The organism is Salinibacterium sp. CAN_S4, from assembly GCF_015752305.1.
Taxonomy (GTDB): domain Bacteria; phylum Actinomycetota; class Actinomycetes; order Actinomycetales; family Microbacteriaceae; genus Rhodoglobus.
Window position 1 is genome coordinate 113,508 of the sequence record NZ_JADOVB010000002.1, and the last position, 20,857, is coordinate 134,364.

Genomic DNA, 20,857 nt, shown 5'->3' on the forward strand with positions numbered 1-20,857 from the left:
TATGCTCATGACCCGACGGATCGCACAACTTCTCGCAGGACTGTTCCTGTACGGTTTCGCGATCGCGATGATGCTGCGCGGCGGGCTCGGCGCCTCCCCGTGGGACGTGCTGAGCCAGGGGGTGGTGCTGAAATCCGGCCTCAACTTCGCGATCGTCACCAACGTGATCGGGCTGCTGGTGTTGCTGTTGTGGATTCCCATCCGCCAGCGACCCGGGGTCGGCACCGTCGCGAACGTGCTGCTGATCGGTCCGTCCATCGAGGTCGGACTGTGGATGCTGCCCGAGCCCGACGGGCTGTGGCAGCAGATCCTGTTGCTCGCGGGCGGACTGGCGCTGCTGGCCGTCGCCACGGGACTGTACATCGGGGCACGGTTCGGCCCCGGCCCCCGCGATGGGCTCATGACGGGCATCCATCGACGCACCGGCCTTCCCATCTGGGTGGTGCGCACCTCGATCGAGGTGACGGTGCTCGCCATCGGCTGGCTGCTCGGCGGCACTGTGGGATTCGGCACGCTGGCCTTCGCGCTGCTGATCGGCCCGATGGTCGGCGTCACCCTTCCGCTGCTGCGGGTGCCCGAGGCGAGTCGCCGCGTCGCTGAGCGCTCAGAGGAGCGGGCGGCCGGGGGTGTCGGGCAGGGCGCCGGCGTCATAAGAATCGGTGACGCTGCCCAGTAGCATCATCACCAGCCCGCTCTCGACGGCCGTCAATCCGCCGAGCTTGTCGAGCGCCGAGGCCTGGCTCACGCCGATGGCATTCGCCATGGCGGAGTTCATCTCGTCAGTGAGACGGACGTACTGCCTGCGGCCGTCGAGGGGGTTGCTGTGCCTCGTGACGAAGCGCCGGCCGACCAGCCTGGTCAGGATGATGGATGTCGCGGCACTCGTCACACCCAGGGCGGCCGTGACGTCATCCGGCCTCACCTCCAGCCCCTGCCGTTGCCGGCGTGAGATGAGCTGGATGGCGAGCAACTCGTTGGCTCCGAGCTGAAGCCGCTTTCTCAATCGGCCCCGGAACTGGGATTCTGCCGACTGCAGGGCGTGCAGGGCATCGATCACATCGCTCGAGATCGTCTCCGAGAGTGACTGTGGACCATGGCGGCGCGCTGGTGTGTTGATGAGGATCTTCCAGATCGATCCACGGGCGTCCATGAACGACGGCACTCGCAGGGCTCCATCAGAACACAGATCGGAGCACAACGGTCAGGAGAAACCGTTGGAGAGGTGCCGGACGGCTCTCAGTGGCGGCGACGGCTACGGCGAGGGGCGAGGACGACGAGAGCGCCACCGAGCAACACCGCAACCGCAGCGGTCGCGAAGGCCGGTGAGCTTCCACTGCCCGTGTTGGCCAGCTGCGGTCGGGCGGCGGCCGTCGCGATGGTGTACTCGGCCGAGGCATCCGGACTGCCTCCATTGCTCACCGTGATGAGGAAGGTGCTGGCCCCCGGGGTCGTGGGGGTGCCGGTGATGCCGCCGGTGGTCGAATCCATCGACAGCCCGAGAGGAAGCGCGCCGGAGGTGATGCTGAAGCTCGGCGTCGGCGTGCCGCTCGCGGTCACCGTGTAGTCGTAGGGAGTTCCGACGGTCGCATCCGTCGGTGCGGAGGAGGTGATGGTCGGAGAGGTGGTCACGGTTCCCGACGCCGGGCATCCGGTCGGGACGGTGATCTGGTCATTGATCAGCGTTACCGCTGCAGTCCTGGCGAGAAGACGACCGACAACAGTCGTCGCATCGTTGACCGTCACCGACTCCTGGGCGAGTATCGTGCCCTGGAAAGCCGAACCGGAATTGAGGGTGGCCGAACTGCCGACCTGCCAGAACACGTTGCAGGCACTCGCTCCCCCGGTGACGACGACCTCGGTTCCGACACCGATGGTGAGCGAGCTCGCCGCCTGGAACACCCACACCGATTCGGCCGTACCGGCGAGCGTCAGCGTGCCGGTATCGGAGAGGATGAGCGCGCCACCCGAATAGACACCGGGCGTGAGCACGAGGCCGTTCAGTTCTTCCAGCCCGCTCTCCTGCGGGGTGAGACTGGCCGCGACGTTGTATGCGGTGGTCAGGTCGATCTGTGCCTGCGCGGCGACCGTGTCGGTCTGGTGTCGCGTGCCGTTGATCTCGCCATCCGGAGCACCGTCGAATCCCGTGATCGACGTGCCGGGGCTGAGCCCCACATCGCCGTCGACTCCCGTGGGTCCGGTGTTGGTGACCTCGCTGGCCGCGAGGACGCCGAAATCGGCCGCGCTGCCGAGGTCGATCGGGCCGTTGATCGTCGTGTCTGCGGCCGCCGACAGCGAAGTGGAGAACACCACGACGAGAGCCAGGCCAGCCACTGTCGTTCCAGCGGTGAAGGAACGGGAGAACTTTGAGCGGGCCATGGCGGCACCTGTCTGAGTGGAGGAAGCACAACCCAGCACGTATGGAACGCTTGTGATCCCCGGTACTTCAGGTATACAGCACTGTCTACTGTTAATACGAGAATCGAATCAGATATTTACCTACCTGATATCTCGCGTATTCGTGCAGGACTCACATGCTGGGTTTCCGCCCGGGAATAGCGGGCACCCAGCAATTGCTTAGCGCGCCTCTGCTAGGAGTAGGGTCGTCCCTCGTGACAAATGAAGCACGGTCGCCCAAGAGGTGGATCATCGGGGAGCCTCTCGCCTCCGAAAAACTCGAGGGCCAACTGCTCCCCAAGCACCTGGCGCTACCCATTTTCGCCAGCGACCCGCTGTCCTCTGTGGCCTACGCGCCGCAGGAGCTTCTGATGATCCTGCTCATCGGCGGCCTCGCGTTCCTCTCGTTCGCACCGTGGGTCGCCATGGCTGTCGTCATCCTGCTCATCGTGGTCGTGTTGTCGTATCGTCAGTTGATCAAGGCGTATCCGAGCGGGGGCGGCGACTACGAGGTCGCATCGAAGAACCTCGGCGAAAAGGCCGGACTGGTCGTGGCGTCTGCCCTGCTGGTCGACTACGTGCTGACGGTCGCGGTATCCGTGGCATCCGGTGTCGACAACATCATCTCGGCCATCCCGTCACTGAATCCCTTCAGGATCGAGATCGCCGTCGGATTCATCATCCTGCTGGCCGCGGTGAACCTGCGCGGCGTCCGCGAATCCAGCAAGGCCTTCGCCGTGCCGACCTACCTCTTCATCGGCAGCATCGCCCTCATGGTCGTGGTCGGCATCGCCCGCACGATCGCCGGCGACCCTCCCGTCGCGGAAAGTGCCGGCTACGTCGTGCAGGCGGAGAACCTGGCGCAAGCGGGCATCATCCTGTTGCTGCTGCGTTCTTTTGCCAGTGGATGCGCCGCCCTCACGGGCGTCGAGGCGATCTCCAACGGGGTTCCCGCATTCCGCAAGCCCCACGTTCAGAACGCCCAGAAGACCCTCGTCGCCATGGGCGCGATCGCGATCACCCTCTTCGTCGGACTGATCTCCCTCGCCCTCATCGCCGGAGTGCACTACGCCGAAGACGCGTGCAGCCTCATCGGCTACGCGAGCTGTGAAGACATCCCGCAGCGCAGCCTGGTCGCACAACTGGCGGCATCCACCTTCGGTAACAACAGCATCCTGTTCTTCATCATCCAGGGCGCCACAGCCGCCGTGCTCCTGCTGGCTGCCAACACCGCATTCAACGGATTCCCACTGCTCGGCTCGGTGCTCGCCACCGACCGCTACGCGCCCAAATCGCTTTCCACCCGCGGCGACCGACTGATCTTCTCGAACGGCGTGCTGATCCTCGCGGTCGTCGCCGCCATCATCCTGGTCATCTACCAGGCCGAGGTGACCGCGCTCATCCAGCTCTACATCATCGGCGTGTTCATCTCGTTCACGCTCGGCCAGATCGGCATGGTGCGCCACTGGCTCAGGATGCTCCGCGAGGGCTGCTCGGATCGTGGCGCGGTCATCCGCAGCCTCGCCATCAACGCACTCGGGGCGACCATGACCGCGATCGTGCTGATCGTCGTCACCGTCACCAAATTCACTCACGGCGCGTGGCTCGTCTATCTGATCATGCCCGTGCTGTTCATGCTGATGCTCGGCGTGAACCGCTACTACCGCGACGTCGACAAAGAGATCGCTGCAGACCCGACGACCATGTTCGGCTCAGAGGGCGACCACGCGATCGTGCTCGTCGGCCGCATGCAGAAGCCCGTGCTGAAGGCGCTCGACTATGCGATCGCCGCACGCCATAAGTCGATCGAGGCCGTGCACGTCTCGATCGACGACGCGGCGACCGACCAGCTCGAGAAGGACTGGATCGCGCAGAACATCAGGGTGCCGCTGAACATCCTCGAGTCGCCGTACCGCGACATCAGCGCACCACTGGCCAAGTACATCAGGTTCCGCCGCGAGCTCCACGGCTCTGAGGTGATCACCGTCTACACGCCGCACTACATCGTGGGGCACTGGTGGGAGAACCTCCTGCACAACCACACGGCGAGGCGCATCCGCCATAAACTCGCGCTCACTCACGGTGTGGTCATCGCCCTCGTGCCGTGGCTGCTCGATTCGTCGACCCTGATCTATGGCCGGCGATCGCGCCCTCTGCCCGGCCAGGACCGACGGGGCGAACTGCGCAGACCGGTAGCGCGCAAGCCGATGCCTCCTGCCGCCGCCGTGGTGCGGGCGAAGCCAACGACGCCGAGGGCCAGCGCTTCCAAGACCGGGGCTAAATCAGCGACGGGAACCGCCACGGCGGTAAAGAAGCCACCGGCGCCACCGAAAGATCCGGCGTCCCCGAAAGACCGGGCATGATTCGTGACCTCGTCGCCGTCGTCGCGGGCGGCGCGGTCGGAACTGCCCTGAGACTCGGCATCGACGCACTCATCCCCCATGCAGATGACGCCTTTCCCGTCTCGACCCTGATCATCAATACGGTGGGAGCATTCGCTCTCGGCCTGCTTGTGGCACGGCTCTGGGGTTCAGCTCCGTCGTGGCTGCGGGCAGCACTCGGCCCGGGCCTCCTCGGCTCGTTCACGACGTTCTCGGCCCTCGCGGTCTCGCTCGTCACCCTGGTCGATGCCGAGCGGTGGATGACCGCGCTCGCCTACCTCGCGGTGACACTGCTGCTCGGCTTCGGCGCGGCCGCGCTCGGCCTCAGGCTCGGGCGGCACCCGTGATCGTCATACTCGTGACCGTGGCCGCCGGAGCGGCTGGAGCGGTCATCCGCTACCTCGTCTCCCGGGCATTCGCGGTGCACAAGGGATTCCCGTGGGCAGTGCTCGCCGTGAACGTCGTCGGCGCGAGCCTCGGCGGAGTCGTCCTGGGGTTGGCCGCCAGCGGGGGCGTGAGCGGCGACATCCGGCTCATTCTGGTGTCCGGGCTGTGCGGCGGGCTTACCACCTTCAGCACCTGGAGCGTCGAGACGATCCAGCTCGTGCAGGACGGCACGTGGCGAGTCGCCCTGGCCAGCATTGCCGCGAACCTCGTGCTCGGGATCGCGGCGGCCGCTATCGGGTTCTTGCTCGCGAGCTGAGGAGCCGCGAACCGCCATCTCAGCGGTCCTCAGGAACCCATAGAGCATAAGTTCTACCCCTGCCCTTGCGCCGCGCCGCGACACCGGAGTAGGTTCATTCGCGTCGGCGTGAGAGCGCTCTCACGTAGATGTCAGACACTCCCGCCGACAACATGATTCAGGTTTTTCGGAAGCAACAACGACGTTCACGGAGCCGACATGAATACACAATCCCCCCTTTCCCGCAGGTTCGGCCGCGCGGTCGCTGCCTCCGGCATCAGCGCGCTGCTGGCCGTCGGCATGCTGACGGCCACCCCGGCCGTGGCGGCCCCTCCCCGGGTCGACAACCCCTTTGCGGGGGCGACGAACTACGTCAACCCCGACTACGCCGCGCTCGTCAACACGTCGATCGCCGCGGCATCCACCGAATCGGCGAAGCGGAAGATGCGCACGATCCAGACCTACCCCACAGCCGTATGGATGGATCGGATCGCCGCCATTGCCGGTGGCGCCTCAAACGGTGGCCGCAGGAGCCTCGAGGGCCACCTCGACGCGGCACTGGCACAAAAGAAGGCCGGTGTTCCCATGACGGTGCAGATCGTCATCTACGACCTGCCCGGCCGGGATTGCGCGGCGCTCGCCTCCAACGGCGAGCTGCCCCTGACGGCGGCCGGCCTGCAGCGGTACAAGACCGAGTACATCGACGCGATCGCGGCGGTCTTCGCAAAACCCAAATTCGCCGATCTTCGCATCACGACGGTCGTCGAGGTCGACGGCCTCCCGAATCTCGTGACGAACGTCGCATCCGATCCCGACTGCCAGCTCGCGAAGTCGAGCGGCATCCAGGTGAAGGCGATGCAGTATGCGCTCGACAAGCTCGGAGCGATCCCGAACGTCTACAATTACATGGACATCGCCCACTCCGGGTGGCTCGGCTGGGACAACAACCTGACGCCCACGGTGCAGCTCTACACCGATCTCGTGCGCGGCACAGCGGGTGGCTTCGGTAACGTCTCAGGTTTCGCCACGAACACCTCGAACTACACCCCCACGGCAGAGCCGTTCCTGACCGATCCAGAGAAGATCGTCGGCGGTGTACCGGTGAAGAGCGACCCCAAGTTCTACGAGTACAACCCCCGGTTCGATGAATCCGATTTCACCGCCTCCCTGTATTCGGCGTTCGTCGCCGCGGGATGGCCCGCCGACATCGGCATGATCGTCGACACATCACGAAATGGATGGGGTGGATCGAAGCGACCGACTGCGGTCAGCTCGAGCACCAACGTGTCGACCTACGTCGCCGAGTCGAAGATCGACCAGAGAAACCACCGTGGTGCCTGGTGCAACCTGAGCGGTGCGGGGATGGGCGCGGCACCGCAGGCCTCTCCCGCTGGGTTCGCGTCGTCACACCTCGACGCGTTCGTGTGGGTCAAGCCTCCCGGAGAGTCGGATGGCGCCAGCTCCACCATCCCGAACAACGAAGGCAAGGCGGCGGATCCGATGTGCGACCCCACCTTCAACGCTCCCGTGCTGATGGGCCAGAAGACGGGTGCCCTGCCCAATGCACCGCTGGCCGGCTACTGGTTTGGGGCGCAGTTTGCCATGCTCGTGGGCAACGCCTTCCCAGCAATTCCCGAGGCGGGCGGTCCGACTCAGCCGGGTGACACTACCGCCCCAACGGCGCCGACGGCTCTTAGAGTGACCGCGACGACGGCAACCTCGGTCTCGCTTTCGTGGACGGCATCGACCGACAACGTCGGCGTCTCTGGCTACTCCGTCTACCGCGGAACGACCCCGGTCGCCGGGGCCACTGTGATCGGCACGACGGCGACCGTACCCGGCCTCACCCCCGATACGGCCTATTCGTTCCGGGTGGAAGCGAAGGATTCTGCGGGCAACCGATCCGCGCCATCCGCCGCCGTCTCGGTCCGCACCGCCACCAGCCCCGGTGGCGGAGGGAGCGGCTCATGCACCGCCACCTACGCGGTCACCAATTCATGGTCGGGGGGATTCGTCGCCGATGTCACCGTCACCAATCCAGGGCCAACCGCCACGAAGAGCTGGACGGTCGGCTGGACCCTGGCGTCCGGGCAGGCGATCACGAACATGTGGAGCGCCAGCAACAGGATATCCGGAGCACAAGTGACCGTCAGTAACGCGGAGTACAACGGCGCCATCGCCCCAGGAGCTGCTGCAACCTTCGGGTTCCAGGGAACCGGCGCCGGGGCCGCAGGCTCACCGTTGACGTGCACCGCGACGCGGTGAGCCGGGCCACCCCTCGGACAGGGAACACGGTCGCGCGGAACTACACAGTCGTGCAGAACTACACAGTCGTGCAGAACTATGCAGTTGTCCAGAAATACGCAGGGCGCCACCAGGCGCACGTAACGAAGGAGAAGAGTATGACCAGGAAATGGCTGGGAATAGCCGTCGCTACATTGCTGGTGGGGGCGGCCCTCGCGGCAGCCCCGCCAGCATCGGTGCCGTCGGCAGAAGCTGCCCCCGTGCTCTGCGACCAATTCGGGGCCGCGCCGGTGGCGGGTGGAAAGTACATCGTCCAGAACAACCGCTGGGGGGCATCCACCGCACAGTGCATCGATGTTCGCGGTAATGGTTTCGCGATCACGCGGGCCGAGCACAACAACGCCACGAACGGTCCGCCCGCCAGCTACCCGTCGATCTTCGCCGGATGCCACTACACCCAGTGCACGACCAACAGCGGCCTGCCGCTGAAGGTGAGCGACTTCGCAGACCCGCGGGCCACCTACAAGATCGCCACGCCCAACTCGGGGGAATGGAACGCCTCATTCGACCTGTGGTTCGACCCCACCAAGCGCACGGATGGCCAGAATACCGGCGCAGAACTCATGATCTGGGCCAACCATCGCGGGGCTCCGCGGCCCATCGGACAACCTGTCGCGACGAAGACGATCAATGGCGCGGTCTGGGATGTCTGGGTGGGTAATATCGGCTGGAACGTGGTGTCGTACGTGCGCCAACAACCGACGAACGACATGACGAACTTCAGCGTGAAGGCGTTCGTCGATGATGCCGTCACTCGTGGGCAGATTGATCGGTCCTGGTATATGACCAGTGTGCAGGCCGGCTTCGAGCCGTGGGTCGGCGGTACCGGCCTCGCTGTCACGGACTTCGCGTTTGCGGCCGGCGGGAGCGGCACCGGTGGCGGCACGGGCGGATCAGCGCCATGCACCGCCAGATACAAGGTCACCAACACCTGGAACGGCGGCTTCACCGCAGACGTGACCGTCACCAATTCGGGGAGTTCGGCCTCCACCGGTTGGTCCGCATCGTGGTCGCTGGCTTCTGGCCAGTCGGTGGCCAACGTCTGGAATGCGAGTTACAGCGTTTCGGGCGCAAAGGTGAGCGCGAAGAACGTGAGCTACAACGGCGCACTCAGCGCCGGGGCATCCACCACCTTCGGATTCCAGGGCACGGGCAGCACCACCGCTGCCGGCGCAGCACCCACCTGCACCACCACGAAGTAGCGGTGTCCGCCCCGCCCCGCCCCTTTCAGAATTCCGGAGGCGGTGTGGGAGAAGGGACTGGAGTGGCTGCAGGGATGACTGCAGCCACTCCAGCTACTCCAGCCCCACAACCTCCGGAATGATGAGAAAGGGCAGGGGCGGGATGGGCTCGCGCGGGGCGCTGACGCCGGGCAGCCGGGCAGCCGGGCAGCCGGGCAGCGGGGCAGCCGGGCAGCGGGGCAGCCGGGCGCTGGCGCCGGAACGCAGGCCGCTAGCCCTTCTCCCCACCGTCCGTGGTGTTCATCAGCCGTTTCTGGAAGATGAAGAAGATCACGACCACCGGGATCGACATCAGCACGGCCGCCGCCAGTTGCAGCGGATACTGGTTGCCCGCGCCCAGTTCGCCCGAGGTAAGGGATGCCACCCCCGTCGTCAGCGTGTTCAGCGCCGGGTCCTGGCGCGAGATCACGAAGTGCGAGAACTCGTTCCACGAACCCTGGAAGCTCAGGATGAACAGGGTGATGATCGCGGGGCGCGCCATGGGCAGCACCACAGTCCAGAAGGTGCGGAAGATCCCGGCCCCGTCGATCCTGGCCGCCTCCTCGACGCTGACCGGAATCGATTCGAAGAACTGCTTCATGATGAAGATGCCCGCAGCATCGATGATGAGCGGCAGGATCATCCCTCCGAAGCTGTCGTAGAGACCGAGTTCCTTCAACATCAGGAAGCGCGGGATGAGCAGCACCACGCCGGGCACGGCCATGACCGCGACGACCCCGGCGAAGATGACCGTACGGCCGCGGAACCGCAGCCTCGACAGCGCGTAGCCCGCGAGCGAATCGAAGAACACCCTGCCGATCGTGACGATCACCGTGATGAAGGCCGAGTTCGCCGTCCATTGCAGCAACGGGACGGTTGTGAACAACCTCTCGTAGGCCGCTGAGGTCCACGTCGCAGGGATCAGTGAGAGCGGATCCTGCGTTGCGCCGCTGTCGGTCTTAAAACTTCCCGCGATCGAGATGAGGAACGGGTAGATATAGATCAGTGCGAGCAGGATGAGCACGAGATAACTCAGCACTGCGGTGGTTCGGATCCGCCCGGACAATTGCCGCTTGCGCCGGGGTGGGGTGAGTGAGCCGGGAGGAGTCACTACTCGGATCGCCTGTTCTGTCGTGGTCATCGTCGTTCTCCCTGCGGGGTGGAGGCGTCACTTTTCCGGGCGAGCTGGGCAGCGCCCTCGGCTGCTTCGCTCCTGAACTGCTTCTCTCGCTTCGCCGCGCGGCGCTCGCCCGAGCGTCCAAGGTCGCGGTCACGCAACACGTAGCGCTGCAGCAGCGTGAACGAGACGATGATGATGAACAGGATGAACGAGATCGCGGCACCCTCCCCCCAGTTCAGTCCTTTGAACGAGGTGTCGTATGCGAGGTAGGCGGGGGTGAGCAGCGTCTTTCCCGGAGCACCCTTTCCCGTGAGGTAGATCTGGTCGAAGACCTGCCAGGTGCCGATGAGCCCGAGGGTGAGCACGGTGAAGAGGGTGGGCTTGAGCATCGGCAGTGTTACCGAGAAGAACTTGCGGAACGGCCCTGCGCCATCCACCATCGCCGCTTCGTCGATCTCACCGCTGACGTTCTGGAGGGCCGCGAGAAAGAGAAGCATGAACGTGCCGGAGGTGGTGAAGATCGCGAGGATGATCAGCACGCACATGGCCACAGACGGTCCACTCAGCCACGACCACCAGTCGAGCCCGAGTGGTCCGGCCGCGAGCAGGGCATCCGGGGCGCTCGTGATGCCCACGCCGGCGAGCAGATTATGGATGATGCCGCTCGGGTCAGCGAACCAGTTCGGCCCGTCCGCCCCGAAGAAGCCCAGGATCGCGTTGACCGCACCGGAGGCGGTGAACAGGAAGATGAAGATCGTGACGATCGCCACGGAGCTCGTCACCGAGGGGAAGTAGAACGCGGTGCGGAAAAAGCCGCGACCGCGAAGGATGCGCCGGTTCACCTGCACCGCAAGAAAGAGCGCGAGCGCGGTCTGCAGCGGCACGACGAGAACTACGTAGTAGAGGTTGTTGCGGATCGAGAGACCGAAGTCCCGCTGCGCGAGCCCGGGCTCGACGAGCACCTTCGCGTAGTTGTCGGCTCCGACCAGGGCTGAGTTGTTCAGCGGCGACCCGAGGCCGTTCCAGTTGCTGAAACTCACGAACAGCGCGAGGAAGATGGGGATGACGAGAAAGACGCCGATGATGAGGATGGCGGGCGCCACGAAGGCCCAGCCGTAGCGGGCCTCGGCGCCGCGGATGCCCTTCCCCCGAAAAGTCTGTGCCATGGTGCTCTCCCTGGTCAGGATGGAACTGTCGATCAGGATGGCCGGGCCCGCTCCAGCTGCTGCCGGAGCGGGCCCGCCCTCTGGTGCTGCTAGTTGCCGTTGGCTTCGTCGAGCGCTGCCTGCAGGTTGGACTGCAGGCTGCCGAGGATCTGCTTCGCATCCCCTCCGATGAGGCTTTCGAGCTGCGCGTTGAAGTCGCTGATCACTGTCGCTGAACCGGCGAAGTTCACCGGGCTCACGGCGTAGTCGGCTCCCGCGACGAACGAGGCGTTTTCCGGGTACTTCGTGGCGTACTCGGCGGCGCCGGACTCGGTCGACGGGATGACGCCGAAGGCGTCGGCGGCGGCGAGCTGCTGCTCATCCGAGGTGAGGAACTCGACCAGCGACACCGAGGCATCCCTCGAGTCGGAGTTGGCGGGGATGCCCCAGCAGTTCGTGAACGTGAACGTCGACGGGCCGGCCGGACCTGCCGGAAGCTCGAATGCCGCGTAGTTCGTGTCGGGGAAGTCGCCCTTGATGCCCTTGATCCAGGGGCCCTCGATCACCATGGCTGCCTTGCCGGCGCCGAGTGCTTCACCGGACCATCCGGCGGAGATCTCGGATGGCCACTTGAGCACTCCGGCGTCGTGCAGTTTCTGGAGATACTCCAGCCCTGCGACGTTCTCGTCGCTGTCGGCCGTGACCGTGTCACCGTCGACCAGCTGGCCGCCGGCCTGGTTCATGAAGACACCGGCGCGGGCGTACTCGAGCCCGAACGACAGCCCGACAGTGTCTGGCGTCGTCAGCTTCGTGGCGACGGCCTCGAGGCTGTCCCAGTCGGTCGGCACGTCGGCATCGGTCAGCCCGGCGGCTGCCCAGAGGTCGGTGTTGATGATGAGGCCCAGGGTGGAGAAGTCCTTCGGCGCACACGTGAAGGTGTCGTCGTAGGTGAAGGTGTCGACGAGGGACGGATAGAAGTCCCCGGCGTTGGAGAGATCGGCTGCGTAGGAATCGAGGTAGCCGTTGCTGGCGTACGTCGAGAACTGGTCCCATCCCATGTAGAACACGTCGGGGGCGTCATCGCCCGCGAAACCCTGGCTCAGCTGCTGGGTGAGGTCGCTCGCGACGATCACCTCGACAGTGGCGTTGTTGTCGGCTGCCCACGCCTGGGTGGCGCTCTCGACGGCGGCCGTCTCGGCGTCACCGCTCGAGCCGATGAGCATGGTCAGGGCCTGCGGACCGTCGGCCGAGTCGCCGCCTCCGCTCGAGCAGGCTCCGAGGCTGGCTACGATACCAGCGGCGATCAGGGCAGCGCCCCATTTCCTGTACTTCATTGCATTTCCTCTCGATGGTGACTGCCGGCCGGGGCAATCCCGGCATCGGCGCTCTCGGTCTCGTCGACGGGCGCCAGGTGACTCGACCGGCGAACGACAAGTTTCGGGATGACGAGGCGGTGGCCCATGTCTGCTGCGCCTGCCTCGTCGTCAGGCCGCTTTTCTCCAGAAGGGAGCACGCGTCGGCCTGTGGCGCCCATGAGCAGCTCGAGCGTTGCCGCCGCGACCTGATCAAGTCTTTGTTCCACGCTCGACAGGCCCACGGCCTGTGCGACGGGAGTGTTGTCGAATCCGATGACGGGGAAGGATCGGTGGCCGGCCTCATTGACGGCCATCATCGCCCCGAGGGCGACGGAGTCGCTGACGCACACGAGTGCTTCGAGGTCATGATCGGCAGCGAACATCTTCTCGATGAGACGGCGAGCCTGGGGAACACCTTCTTCGGTTCTCGTTGTGAGCCGTTCCAGCGCCGCGTCATCCAGCCCGAAGGCCTCGTTCATCGCGACGGCCCACCCGCGCCTGCGCTCGTCCCCCGTTCCCGAACCTGCGGGCCAGCCGCAGTATCCGATGCGGGTGTGGCCCCGGCCGATCAGGTGTCGCGTGGCTTCGTAGTGGCCTGCGAAACCGTCGACATCCACCCAGAGGTGATCCGGGGCATCCATGTCCGCACCCCAGGGTCGGCCGAAACTGACGAAAGGCACCCGCTCGGTCGTGAGCCACTCGATGCGGGGATCTGCGTGCCTGGTCGCCGTGACGACGAAAGCATCGACATCGGCTCCGTCGCGCAGGGTGCGGTACTGCTCGATCTCGTCGTCGAGGTCGGTCGCGGTGAAGAGCATGATGCGCATGCCCCGTTCGGCGGCCAGTTCGGTCAGGGCGTGAAGGTAGCGGTCGAGCACCGAACCCGAGATGCCGTTGGTGACGGGGTCGAGGCGCACCCCGATCGTCGAGGACTGGCGGGTGCGGAGCCGTCGAGCCGATGCGTGCGGGCGGTAGCCGAGTTCGGCAATCGCGGCCTCTACCCGCCCCCGGGTAGTCGCTTTGACGATCTCGGGCGAATTCAGCACGTTCGAGACGGTCTGACGGGAAACGTTCGCGACCCGAGCGACATCGTCGACAGTCGGCAGTTGTGTCACCCCGGCCTCCTTTGGCCCGTCGCTTGCGCTTCTTGAACGATCCAACTGTAAAAGTTTGATCGTTCAAATTTCAAGTGCTACGTTACCTCGGTAGACGTAAATGTCAACCCGCTGTCCATCAACCGAATCAATGAGGAGTCGTGAGAATACTCATGGATGCCCTGCAGAACACCGACCACACAGTTCTCCAGCCGCCGATGGAAGCCGCTGAACAGCCACCGCTGCAGCCCCTGCTGCACGACGAAACAGTTGTGCTGCGAGCTCCGACACAGGCCTGGTCGGCCGAGGATGGATCGATTGGCAGCCGGTCGATCCACGGCATCTACTTCTCCGACGTGCGCATTGTCTCGGCGCAGTCGATCCTCGTCGCGGGGGCCCCGCTCGAGCACCTCGTGACCGTCCCCCGGGGAGCGGATTCCTCGGCCTTCGTCTCACTCGCCCGCCAGCTCGACGACTCCACCGCCGACCCCGGCGTGCGCGCCGAGCACCTTCGCACCGCCACCATCACCGGCATCGAGGAGCGACTCGAGATCACCTCGAGACTCGACCATGAACTCGTCGCCGAGGTGCGGGTCGAGTTCGTCGCAGACGCGACAGGCATGGACTTCGTCAAGTCAGGGGCAGGGCAGTCGAACACCCCGCTCGTCTCGATGGGCGGCGGAATCACGAATGCCGCCCTCTGGAGCGGCGAAGACGTCTCGGTGCAGCTCGAGGCTCGCGGGGCATCCATCACCGCCGACTCGATCTCGTGGATCGTGACGATTCCCGCGCGCGGAAGCGCGAGCGTGTCCTGGTCGTACTCCGCAACCGACCAGCTCGCCGTGGTGAATGGCGCGACGGGACCGGTGCCGTGGGTCGTGCCCGAACTGCATTCGGGCGACGACCGTTTGAGCAGGTGGGTCTCACAGGCACTCAGGGACCTCGATACCCTCCGCCTGACCCCGGTCGACGCCCCTGACCAGCAGTTCCTCGCCGCCGGGGCGCCCTGGTTCTTCACGCTTTTCGGCCGCGACTCGATCTGGGCGGCACGATTCATGCTGCCCCTCGGCACCCGCATCGCCGCGGATACCCTCAGGGTTCTCGCGAGCCTCCAGGGCACAGCACCCGTCGCCGATACCGCAGAGGAGCCCGGCAAGATCATGCACGAGCTTCGCCGCGTCTCGCTCGAGATGCCGGCCGACGGGCTGCACCTTCCCCCGCTCTACTACGGCACCGTCGACTCGACGGCACTGTGGGTCTGCCTCCTGCACGACGCCTGGAAGTGGGGGATGCCCGTCGACGAGGTACGCGCACTGGTCCCGCATCTCGAACGTGCGCTCGAGTGGATGCGCGACTTCGGCGACTCGGACGGCGACGGCCTGCTCGAATACGCCGACAAGACGGGTCGCGGGCTGTCGAACCAGGGCTGGAAAGACTCGGGCGATTCCGTGCAGTGGCGCGATGGCACGCTCGCCGCAGGGCCCATCGCCCTCGTCGAGGTGCAGGCTTACGCCTATGAGGCCGCCACGCACGGCGCAGACCTGCTCGACGCGTTCGGTGCCGACGGCTCGCCGTGGCGCGAGTGGGCGTCGAAGCTCCGCACGGCATTCCACGACAAGTTCTGGATCCACGACGCGACGGGCGCCCACCTCGCCATCGCGCTCGACGCCGCCAAAAACCCGGTCGACACCGTCACGAGCAACATCGGCCACGTGCTCGGAACCGGGATTCTCGACGAGAGCCAGGCCGCCCTCGTCGCCGCGCGACTCGTCGCACCCTCGCTCAATTCCGGATACGGGCTGCGGACGATGTCCACGGATTCCGCCGGATACTGGCCGATGAGCTACCACGGCGGGTCGGTCTGGACGCACGACACCGCGATCGCGATCGCCGGGCTGGCGCGGGAGGGCTTCAGGAACGAGGCCGACGAGCTGACCCGCGGGCTGCTCGCCGCGGCATCCGGATTCGATTACAGGATGCCCGAGCTGCACTCCGGCGACTCCGCAACCGAGTTCTCCGCCCCTGTGCCGTACGCCGCAGCCTGCCGCCCCCAGGCATGGTCGGCGGCTTCGGCCGTCTCTGTGCTGTCGAGCCTTCTGGGCCTGGAGCCGGATGCCCCAGCGGGAAGCCTCGGGATCTCTCCGACGAGCGTCGTCGGAGGCGTGACGATGAATGGGCTGGTTTTTGCGGGCGTGGCTGGCGGCGTGGTCGTCAATGGCACCGGCGAGGTGACGGCGGGAAGCCTGCCCTTCGTCGTCGGCTGACCAGCCGCGCGGTGGTCCCCGAAGTGGGGCAGGACTGAGGCATCCTCCGGTTTATAGACTGACCCCACAACGACAGGACCGGGGGGACAATGTCGACGACGACGACAGCGCCAGCAGGGTGGTATCCGAATCCGCTGGACGCGGCGACGCAGCGCTGGTGGGACGGTGTTTCGTGGACTGAGCACGTGTCGCCCGAGCTGCCAACCGTTCAGAAAACTGTCGAGGCGACGGCACCGGAGCCCACACCCGTAACGGAAACGGCACGGGCCACGCTGCCGTCGTTCGACACTCTGCCCGCAGCTGGTGCGTCCTACGTTCCGCAGGAGGAGTCCCTCGTCCCCGCCATCCCGTCCGTGCCCTGGGCGCAGACCGGTGCGAGTCGCGGAGGCGCCGCATACCCCGGCACCGGATACGCGAGAATCGGCAGCCCGGGTTCCCCGTACCAGGGCACCCCGGCCTCGTGGTCGACGACAGTCCAGTCGCCCAACACCGTCTGGATCTGGCTGCTCGCCTTCGGCCCGTACATCAGCGCTGTCGCCATCGGAGTTGCGCAGGGGGTGCTGCTCGGTATCGGAATGGCCGCCGTCGGTGGCGGGAGCCCTCCTGCAGCATTGGGCTTTCTCGGGCTTGTGATCGGAATGGTCCCGGTCTGGGTTTTCGCCGGCCTCGACATCCGCTCCCTGCGGCAGCGCGGTTACCAGACGGCGAGCATCCTGTTCATGCTGCTGGTGCCACCGCTGGTCTACTTCGCTGCACGGGCACGCAAGCTCAAGCGGGATGGAGTCCGCTCGCGAGGGCCCGAGATCGCGTTCCTCATCGTGGTCGCGGTCTATATCGGAACCGCGATCATCGGGGCGATCATCGGCGGCGCGATGCTGGCGCCCCTGCTCTGACCGGAATCTGCGCTAGTTGCGCAGGGCCTGCAGCTTGCTGAGGGTCGCGATGACCTGGCGGGCGATCATGCGGCCGGCCCGATTCGCGCCGATGGTGCTCGCCTGCGGGCCATAGCCGGCAAAGAATACGCGTGAGTCGCCGAGCGCGACACCGGCAGCAACCGACATCCCGCCTTCTTTCTCACGCAGCTTGAGGGATGCCAGGTGCCGCAGTTCCGGCCGGAAACCCGTCGACCAGATGATCGCGTCTGCCTCCTGGAAAGATCCGTCGGCCCAGCGCACGCCGTCCGGCTCGATGGCGCTGAACATCGGTCGCGGCGTGAGCAGCCCCCGGTCGATGCCTGCCTGGATGCGGCGGGTGCGCGGCACGCCCGTGCCACTGACGATGCTGGGGAGGGCACGCCCGGCCCGCGCCGCTTCATCCTGCAGCTTCACGGCCTCGACGCGCGCCTCGAGGTTCAGCCCACCGTCTTCGAGGAAGTCGATGGGGCGCCGGCTCACCCAGGTGGTGTGGGCGGCGACGTTCTCCAGTTCGAGCAGGAATCCGATCGCCGACGTTCCGCCGCCGACCACGACGACGTTCTGGCCCTCGAACTGCTGGGCCGAGACATAGTCGTTGGTGTGCACGTGCCTGCCCTGGAACGAGCGGAGGCCCGGATACCACGGTATGAACGGGGCTCCCCAGGTTCCTGTCGCGTTGACCACGGTCTCGGTCGTGACCTGCTGCACGTGGTCGCCGTCGGCGAGGGTGACGATCAGGTCGGCGTCATGATTCTCGACGGCCGTGACATCCGCGGGCCTCACGACCTGGAAGCCGTAATGGTCTTCGTACCGACGGTAATAGTCGGCGACGACCTCCTTCGCCGGCGCCTGGCGATCGGCATTCTCGAAGCTGAGATCGAGCTCGTCCATGCCCGGCAGATCGTTGATCTTATGGGCGGATCCGATGCGCAGCGCCTCCCAGCGGAACTGCCAGGCACCACCCGTCGATGGCCCGCGATCGAGCAGCACGAAGTCGTTCCCAGGATCGAGCCCGAGTCGTTTCAGGTAGTAGGCGACCGACAATCCGGCCTGCCCTGCACCGATGACGACGACGGAGGTATCGGTCGCAGCGGAGGTCACCCGATAACGTTACTCGCCACGACGAACATCGGTGATACCTGCGGCAATCTGTCGGGGGTCGCATGCTAAACTGGCGGTTGGTTTTCATCCATCCCTGTTCGCTCGTTCGTCGGCCTGCGCGTACCGCGCATCCCGATGCACCGGGACAGACATCTGAGGGGGTCTCGCATGGGACGCGGCCGTCAAAAGGCGAAGCACACGAAGGTTGCACGCGACCTCAAGTACTTCAGCCCGGATACCAACTACGGTGCCCTCGCGAAAGAGCTCGGCACGCCGGGCGCAGCGATCGATCCCAAACTCGAGGAAGACCTCGGCAAATGGCCGGAGTTCGCCGGCGCAACGCCCGTGGACGGCGACGACGACCAGTACGTCGATCGCTACGCCACCGATGATGACGAAGACGACGAAGACGAGTCCAAGAGCGCCTGACCGTGCCGTGGCGACTTCGCCGCAACTGATGCCAGCGATGCGAGGGCGGCGTACTGTCGGGGTGTGAGAATCACCGTAACCGGCGCAGCCGGCCAGATCGGCTATGCCCTCCTCTTCCGCATCGCATCGGGTGCGATGCTCGGCCCGGATGAGCGCGTGGAGCTTCGGCTGCTCGAAGTACCCCAGGCGATGCGGGCCGCCGAGGGGATCGCCATGGAACTGGACGATTGCGCGTTCCCGCAGCTGGCATCCATCGACATCTCGGATGACGCGACCACGGCCTTCGACAGAACCAGCGTCGCGCTATTAGTGGGCTCCCGCCCCCGCACGGCAGGCATGGAGCGCGGTGACCTGCTCTCGGCCAACGGCGGCATCTTCGGGCCGCAGGGTCGCGCGATCAACGACGCGGCCGCCGATGACATCCGCGTGCTCGTCGTGGGCAATCCGGCCAACACCAACGCCCTCATCGCCGCATCGCATGCTCCGGATGTCCCGGCCAGCCGCTTCACGGCCATGACCCGCCTCGACCACAACCGAGCCCTGTCCCAGCTCGCCCGTCACACCGGGGCGCCGGTCTCGTCCCTGACGAGGGTGACGATCTGGGGCAACCATTCGGCGACGCAGTACCCCGACCTCAGTCACGCGCTCGTCGCCGGCAACCCCGTCTCGGTGGAACAGCAGTGGGTCGAGAACGACTTCATCCCCACTGTCGCGAAGCGCGGCGCGGCGATCATCGAAGCTCGCGGATCATCGTCGGCGGCCTCGGCGGCCAACGCCGCGATCGATCACGTTCGCGACTGGATCGGCGGTACCGCCGAGGGCGACTGGACCTCAGCCGGCGTCGTCTCCGACGGTTCCTATGGCGTTCCGGCTGGGCTCGTGAGCTCGTTCCCCGTCACGTCCTCCGGTGCCGAGTGGGAGATCGTTCCCGATCTCTCGATCGACGCGTTCTCGCGGTCACGGATCGATGCGACCGTGGCCGAGCTGCTCGACGAGCGCGCCGCCGTCGAGGCGCTCGACCTGCTGCCGAGGCGCGCCTGACCGCTCAGTCCGCGCTCATGCACGGGCGCGAAACCACGACCGGCTGGCTCGCGCCTGAGGCCGATGACCCCCTTGAGCCTAGGCGCAGCTCCCACAGCCCGGCATGCGCATAACTCCTGCAGACCGGCCTTGCCGGTCGGCGAAAAGCCCGGAATGCTGCTGCTGTCACTGCCGTTTCGGCTCCGCTGCAGGAGTTATGAACACCGGGCGGCAGCCAGGGCACTCGACTGAGCTGCCCGTCGGGGCGAGGGTCAGCCCGCGTAGGCCCCGGTCAGGCGAACTGCGCCACCGTCGACGCCCTTGGCGCCCTGGATGAATCCGCTCAGGTCGCGCGCGGCCATCCCGACCCGACCGATCTCCCAGGACGGGATGCCGTCGGCCGACAACCGCGCAATCACACCGTCGGCTGCCTCCGGGCTGACCACGGCGATCATGCCGATGCCGAGATTCCAGGTACCCTCGGCGCTTTCGAGCGTGGATCCGGCGAACTCCGAGAGCACCCTGAACACGGGCGGCGGCGACCAGGTTGAGCGCTCGACCTCCACCCAGGAACCGACGGGAAGCACTCGCGCGAGGTTAGCGGCGATGCCGCCTCCCGTGACGTGACTGAGGGCGTGCACTCCGCCTCCGGGCAGCACGCCCAGCAGCGGCGTGGTGTAGAGGCGGGTCGGCTCGAGCAGCACTTCACCGACGAGGCCGCCGAGGTCGTCTGACCGATCCAGGTATCCGATGCCGCGAGACGCCAGGATGTGCCTGACGAGAGAGAAACCGTTGCTGTGCAGTCCCGACGATTCCATCGCGATGACGACATCGCCATCCTGGACACGGTGCGCACCGAGCAGGTCGTCGGCTTCCACGGCTCCGACGGCCGCCCCCGCCACGTCGTAATCGTCAGGCCCGAGAAGCCCCGGATGCTCGGCGGTTTCGCCCCCGACCAGCGCCGTTCCCGTGGCGGAGCACGCCCGCGCGATGCCGGCGACGATGTCGGCGATGCGGGCGGGGACGACCCGGCCGCACGCGATGTAATCCGTCATGAAGAGGGGCCGCGCGCCCACGACGATGATGTCGTCGACGACCATGCCGACGAGATCCTGTCCGATGGTGTCGTGCTTGTCGAGAGCCTGCGCGATCGCGACCTTCGTGCCGACACCGTCGGTGGAGGTCGCCAGCAGCGGGTGCTCGAAGTTCTTGAGAAACGACACGTCGAACATCCCGGCGAACCCGCCCACCCCGCCGAACACGTTCGGCCCGTGGGTGGCAGACACCGCCGACTTCATCAACTCGACCGCGAGGTCGCCCGCTTCAGTGTCGACTCCGGCGTCGCGATAGCTGGAGGATGCGTCGTCAGTCACGGCTCAAGCGTACCGGCGGCACCGACGCGGGCGATCAACGTGTGAGAAACTAGACCGTACC

General features: G+C 66.1%; 18 protein-coding genes. 10 read left to right on the forward strand and 8 right to left on the reverse strand.

What is annotated here, in order from left to right; genetic code table 11:
• The first annotated feature begins 7 nt into the window (after positions 1-7).
• The gene (gene yczE / locus IWX81_RS06940) at positions 8-676 is read left to right on the forward strand and encodes a membrane protein YczE (protein WP_334593437.1); all 669 of its coding nucleotides are present in this window, start codon (positions 8-10) and stop codon (positions 674-676) included.
• On the opposite strand, the gene IWX81_RS06945 is transcribed toward yczE, so the two are convergent.
• Positions 605-1,162, reverse strand: coding sequence for a MarR family winged helix-turn-helix transcriptional regulator (locus IWX81_RS06945; RefSeq protein ID WP_199280599.1), 558 nt, complete (start codon positions 1,160-1,162; stop codon positions 605-607). The genes yczE and IWX81_RS06945 overlap by 72 nt on opposite strands.
• Positions 1,163-1,236: 74 nt before the next feature.
• Positions 1,237-2,376 carry an ice-binding family protein gene (locus IWX81_RS06950; RefSeq protein WP_199280600.1) on the reverse strand — a complete coding sequence of 380 codons (1,140 nt, stop codon included), beginning with the start codon at positions 2,374-2,376 and terminating at the stop codon, positions 1,237-1,239.
• Positions 2,377-2,642: 266 nt separating this feature from the next.
• On the opposite strand from IWX81_RS06950, the gene IWX81_RS06955 reads away from it, so the two are divergent.
• The 5 genes from IWX81_RS06955 to IWX81_RS06975 all read left to right on the forward strand — a co-directional run bounded on the left by IWX81_RS06955 (position 2,643) and on the right by IWX81_RS06975 (position 8,963).
• Positions 2,643-4,757, forward strand: coding sequence for an APC family permease (locus tag IWX81_RS06955; protein ID WP_442977642.1), 2,115 nt, complete (start codon positions 2,643-2,645; stop codon positions 4,755-4,757).
• The gene (locus IWX81_RS06960) at positions 4,754-5,122 is read left to right on the forward strand and encodes a fluoride efflux transporter FluC (protein WP_199280602.1); all 369 of its coding nucleotides are present in this window, start codon (positions 4,754-4,756) and stop codon (positions 5,120-5,122) included. Before IWX81_RS06955 ends, IWX81_RS06960 begins: the two co-directional genes overlap by 4 nt.
• Positions 5,119-5,478, forward strand: coding sequence for a fluoride efflux transporter CrcB (crcB, locus tag IWX81_RS06965; protein WP_199280603.1), 360 nt, complete (start codon positions 5,119-5,121; stop codon positions 5,476-5,478). The genes IWX81_RS06960 and crcB overlap by 4 nt, the downstream gene beginning before the upstream one ends.
• Before the next feature lie 198 nt (positions 5,479-5,676).
• Positions 5,677-7,722: a glycoside hydrolase family 6 protein gene (locus IWX81_RS06970; protein WP_199280604.1), complete on the forward strand. Its 2,046-nt coding sequence runs from the start codon at positions 5,677-5,679 to the stop codon at positions 7,720-7,722.
• Between the two features lie 137 nt (positions 7,723-7,859).
• A complete protein-coding gene (locus IWX81_RS06975; RefSeq protein WP_199280605.1) occupies positions 7,860-8,963 on the forward strand; it encodes a GH12 family glycosyl hydrolase domain-containing protein in 1,104 nt (367 codons plus the stop codon).
• A gap of 250 nt (positions 8,964-9,213) precedes the next feature.
• On the opposite strand, the gene IWX81_RS06980 is transcribed toward IWX81_RS06975, so the two are convergent.
• The 4 genes from IWX81_RS06980 to IWX81_RS06995 form a co-directional block, all read right to left on the reverse strand.
• Positions 9,214-10,122, reverse strand: a complete 909-nt coding sequence (locus IWX81_RS06980; RefSeq protein ID WP_199280606.1) for a carbohydrate ABC transporter permease — start codon at positions 10,120-10,122, stop codon at positions 9,214-9,216.
• Positions 10,119-11,267 carry a carbohydrate ABC transporter permease gene (locus IWX81_RS06985; RefSeq protein ID WP_199280607.1) on the reverse strand — a complete coding sequence of 383 codons (1,149 nt, stop codon included), beginning with the start codon at positions 11,265-11,267 and terminating at the stop codon, positions 10,119-10,121. Before IWX81_RS06985 ends, IWX81_RS06980 begins: the two co-directional genes overlap by 4 nt.
• Before the next feature lie 89 nt (positions 11,268-11,356).
• Entirely contained in the window at positions 11,357-12,580 is a 1,224-nt protein-coding gene (locus IWX81_RS06990; protein ID WP_199280608.1) for a sugar ABC transporter substrate-binding protein, read from the reverse strand.
• Positions 12,577-13,716, reverse strand: a complete 1,140-nt coding sequence (locus IWX81_RS06995) for a LacI family DNA-binding transcriptional regulator (RefSeq protein WP_199280609.1) — start codon at positions 13,714-13,716, stop codon at positions 12,577-12,579. The genes IWX81_RS06990 and IWX81_RS06995 overlap by 4 nt, the downstream gene beginning before the upstream one ends.
• Positions 13,717-13,856: 140 nt before the next feature.
• Between IWX81_RS06995 and IWX81_RS07000 the strand changes: the two genes are divergently transcribed.
• Together IWX81_RS07000 and IWX81_RS07005 are read left to right on the forward strand one after the other, a co-directional pair.
• Positions 13,857-15,959, forward strand: a complete 2,103-nt coding sequence (locus IWX81_RS07000; protein WP_334593446.1) for a glycogen debranching N-terminal domain-containing protein — start codon at positions 13,857-13,859, stop codon at positions 15,957-15,959.
• Positions 15,960-16,048: 89 nt separating this feature from the next.
• A complete protein-coding gene (locus IWX81_RS07005) occupies positions 16,049-16,852 on the forward strand; it encodes a DUF2510 domain-containing protein (protein WP_199280610.1) in 804 nt (267 codons plus the stop codon).
• A gap of 12 nt (positions 16,853-16,864) precedes the next feature.
• On the opposite strand, the gene IWX81_RS07010 is transcribed toward IWX81_RS07005, so the two are convergent.
• On the reverse strand, positions 16,865-17,974 hold the full coding sequence (locus IWX81_RS07010; RefSeq protein WP_199280611.1) for an NAD(P)-binding domain-containing protein: 1,110 nt from the start codon (positions 17,972-17,974) through the stop codon (positions 16,865-16,867).
• 168 nt (positions 17,975-18,142) lie between these two features.
• Between IWX81_RS07010 and IWX81_RS07015 the strand changes: the two genes are divergently transcribed.
• Positions 18,143-18,403, forward strand: coding sequence for a DUF3073 domain-containing protein (locus tag IWX81_RS07015; protein WP_199280612.1), 261 nt, complete (start codon positions 18,143-18,145; stop codon positions 18,401-18,403).
• A gap of 63 nt (positions 18,404-18,466) precedes the next feature.
• On the forward strand, positions 18,467-19,444 hold the full coding sequence (locus tag IWX81_RS07020) for a malate dehydrogenase (protein ID WP_199280613.1): 978 nt from the start codon (positions 18,467-18,469) through the stop codon (positions 19,442-19,444).
• Positions 19,445-19,695: 251 nt separating this feature from the next.
• On the opposite strand, the gene purM is transcribed toward IWX81_RS07020, so the two are convergent.
• Positions 19,696-20,796, reverse strand: coding sequence for a phosphoribosylformylglycinamidine cyclo-ligase (gene purM, locus IWX81_RS07025; protein WP_199280614.1), 1,101 nt, complete (start codon positions 20,794-20,796; stop codon positions 19,696-19,698).
• Positions 20,797-20,857: the final 61 nt, after the last annotated feature.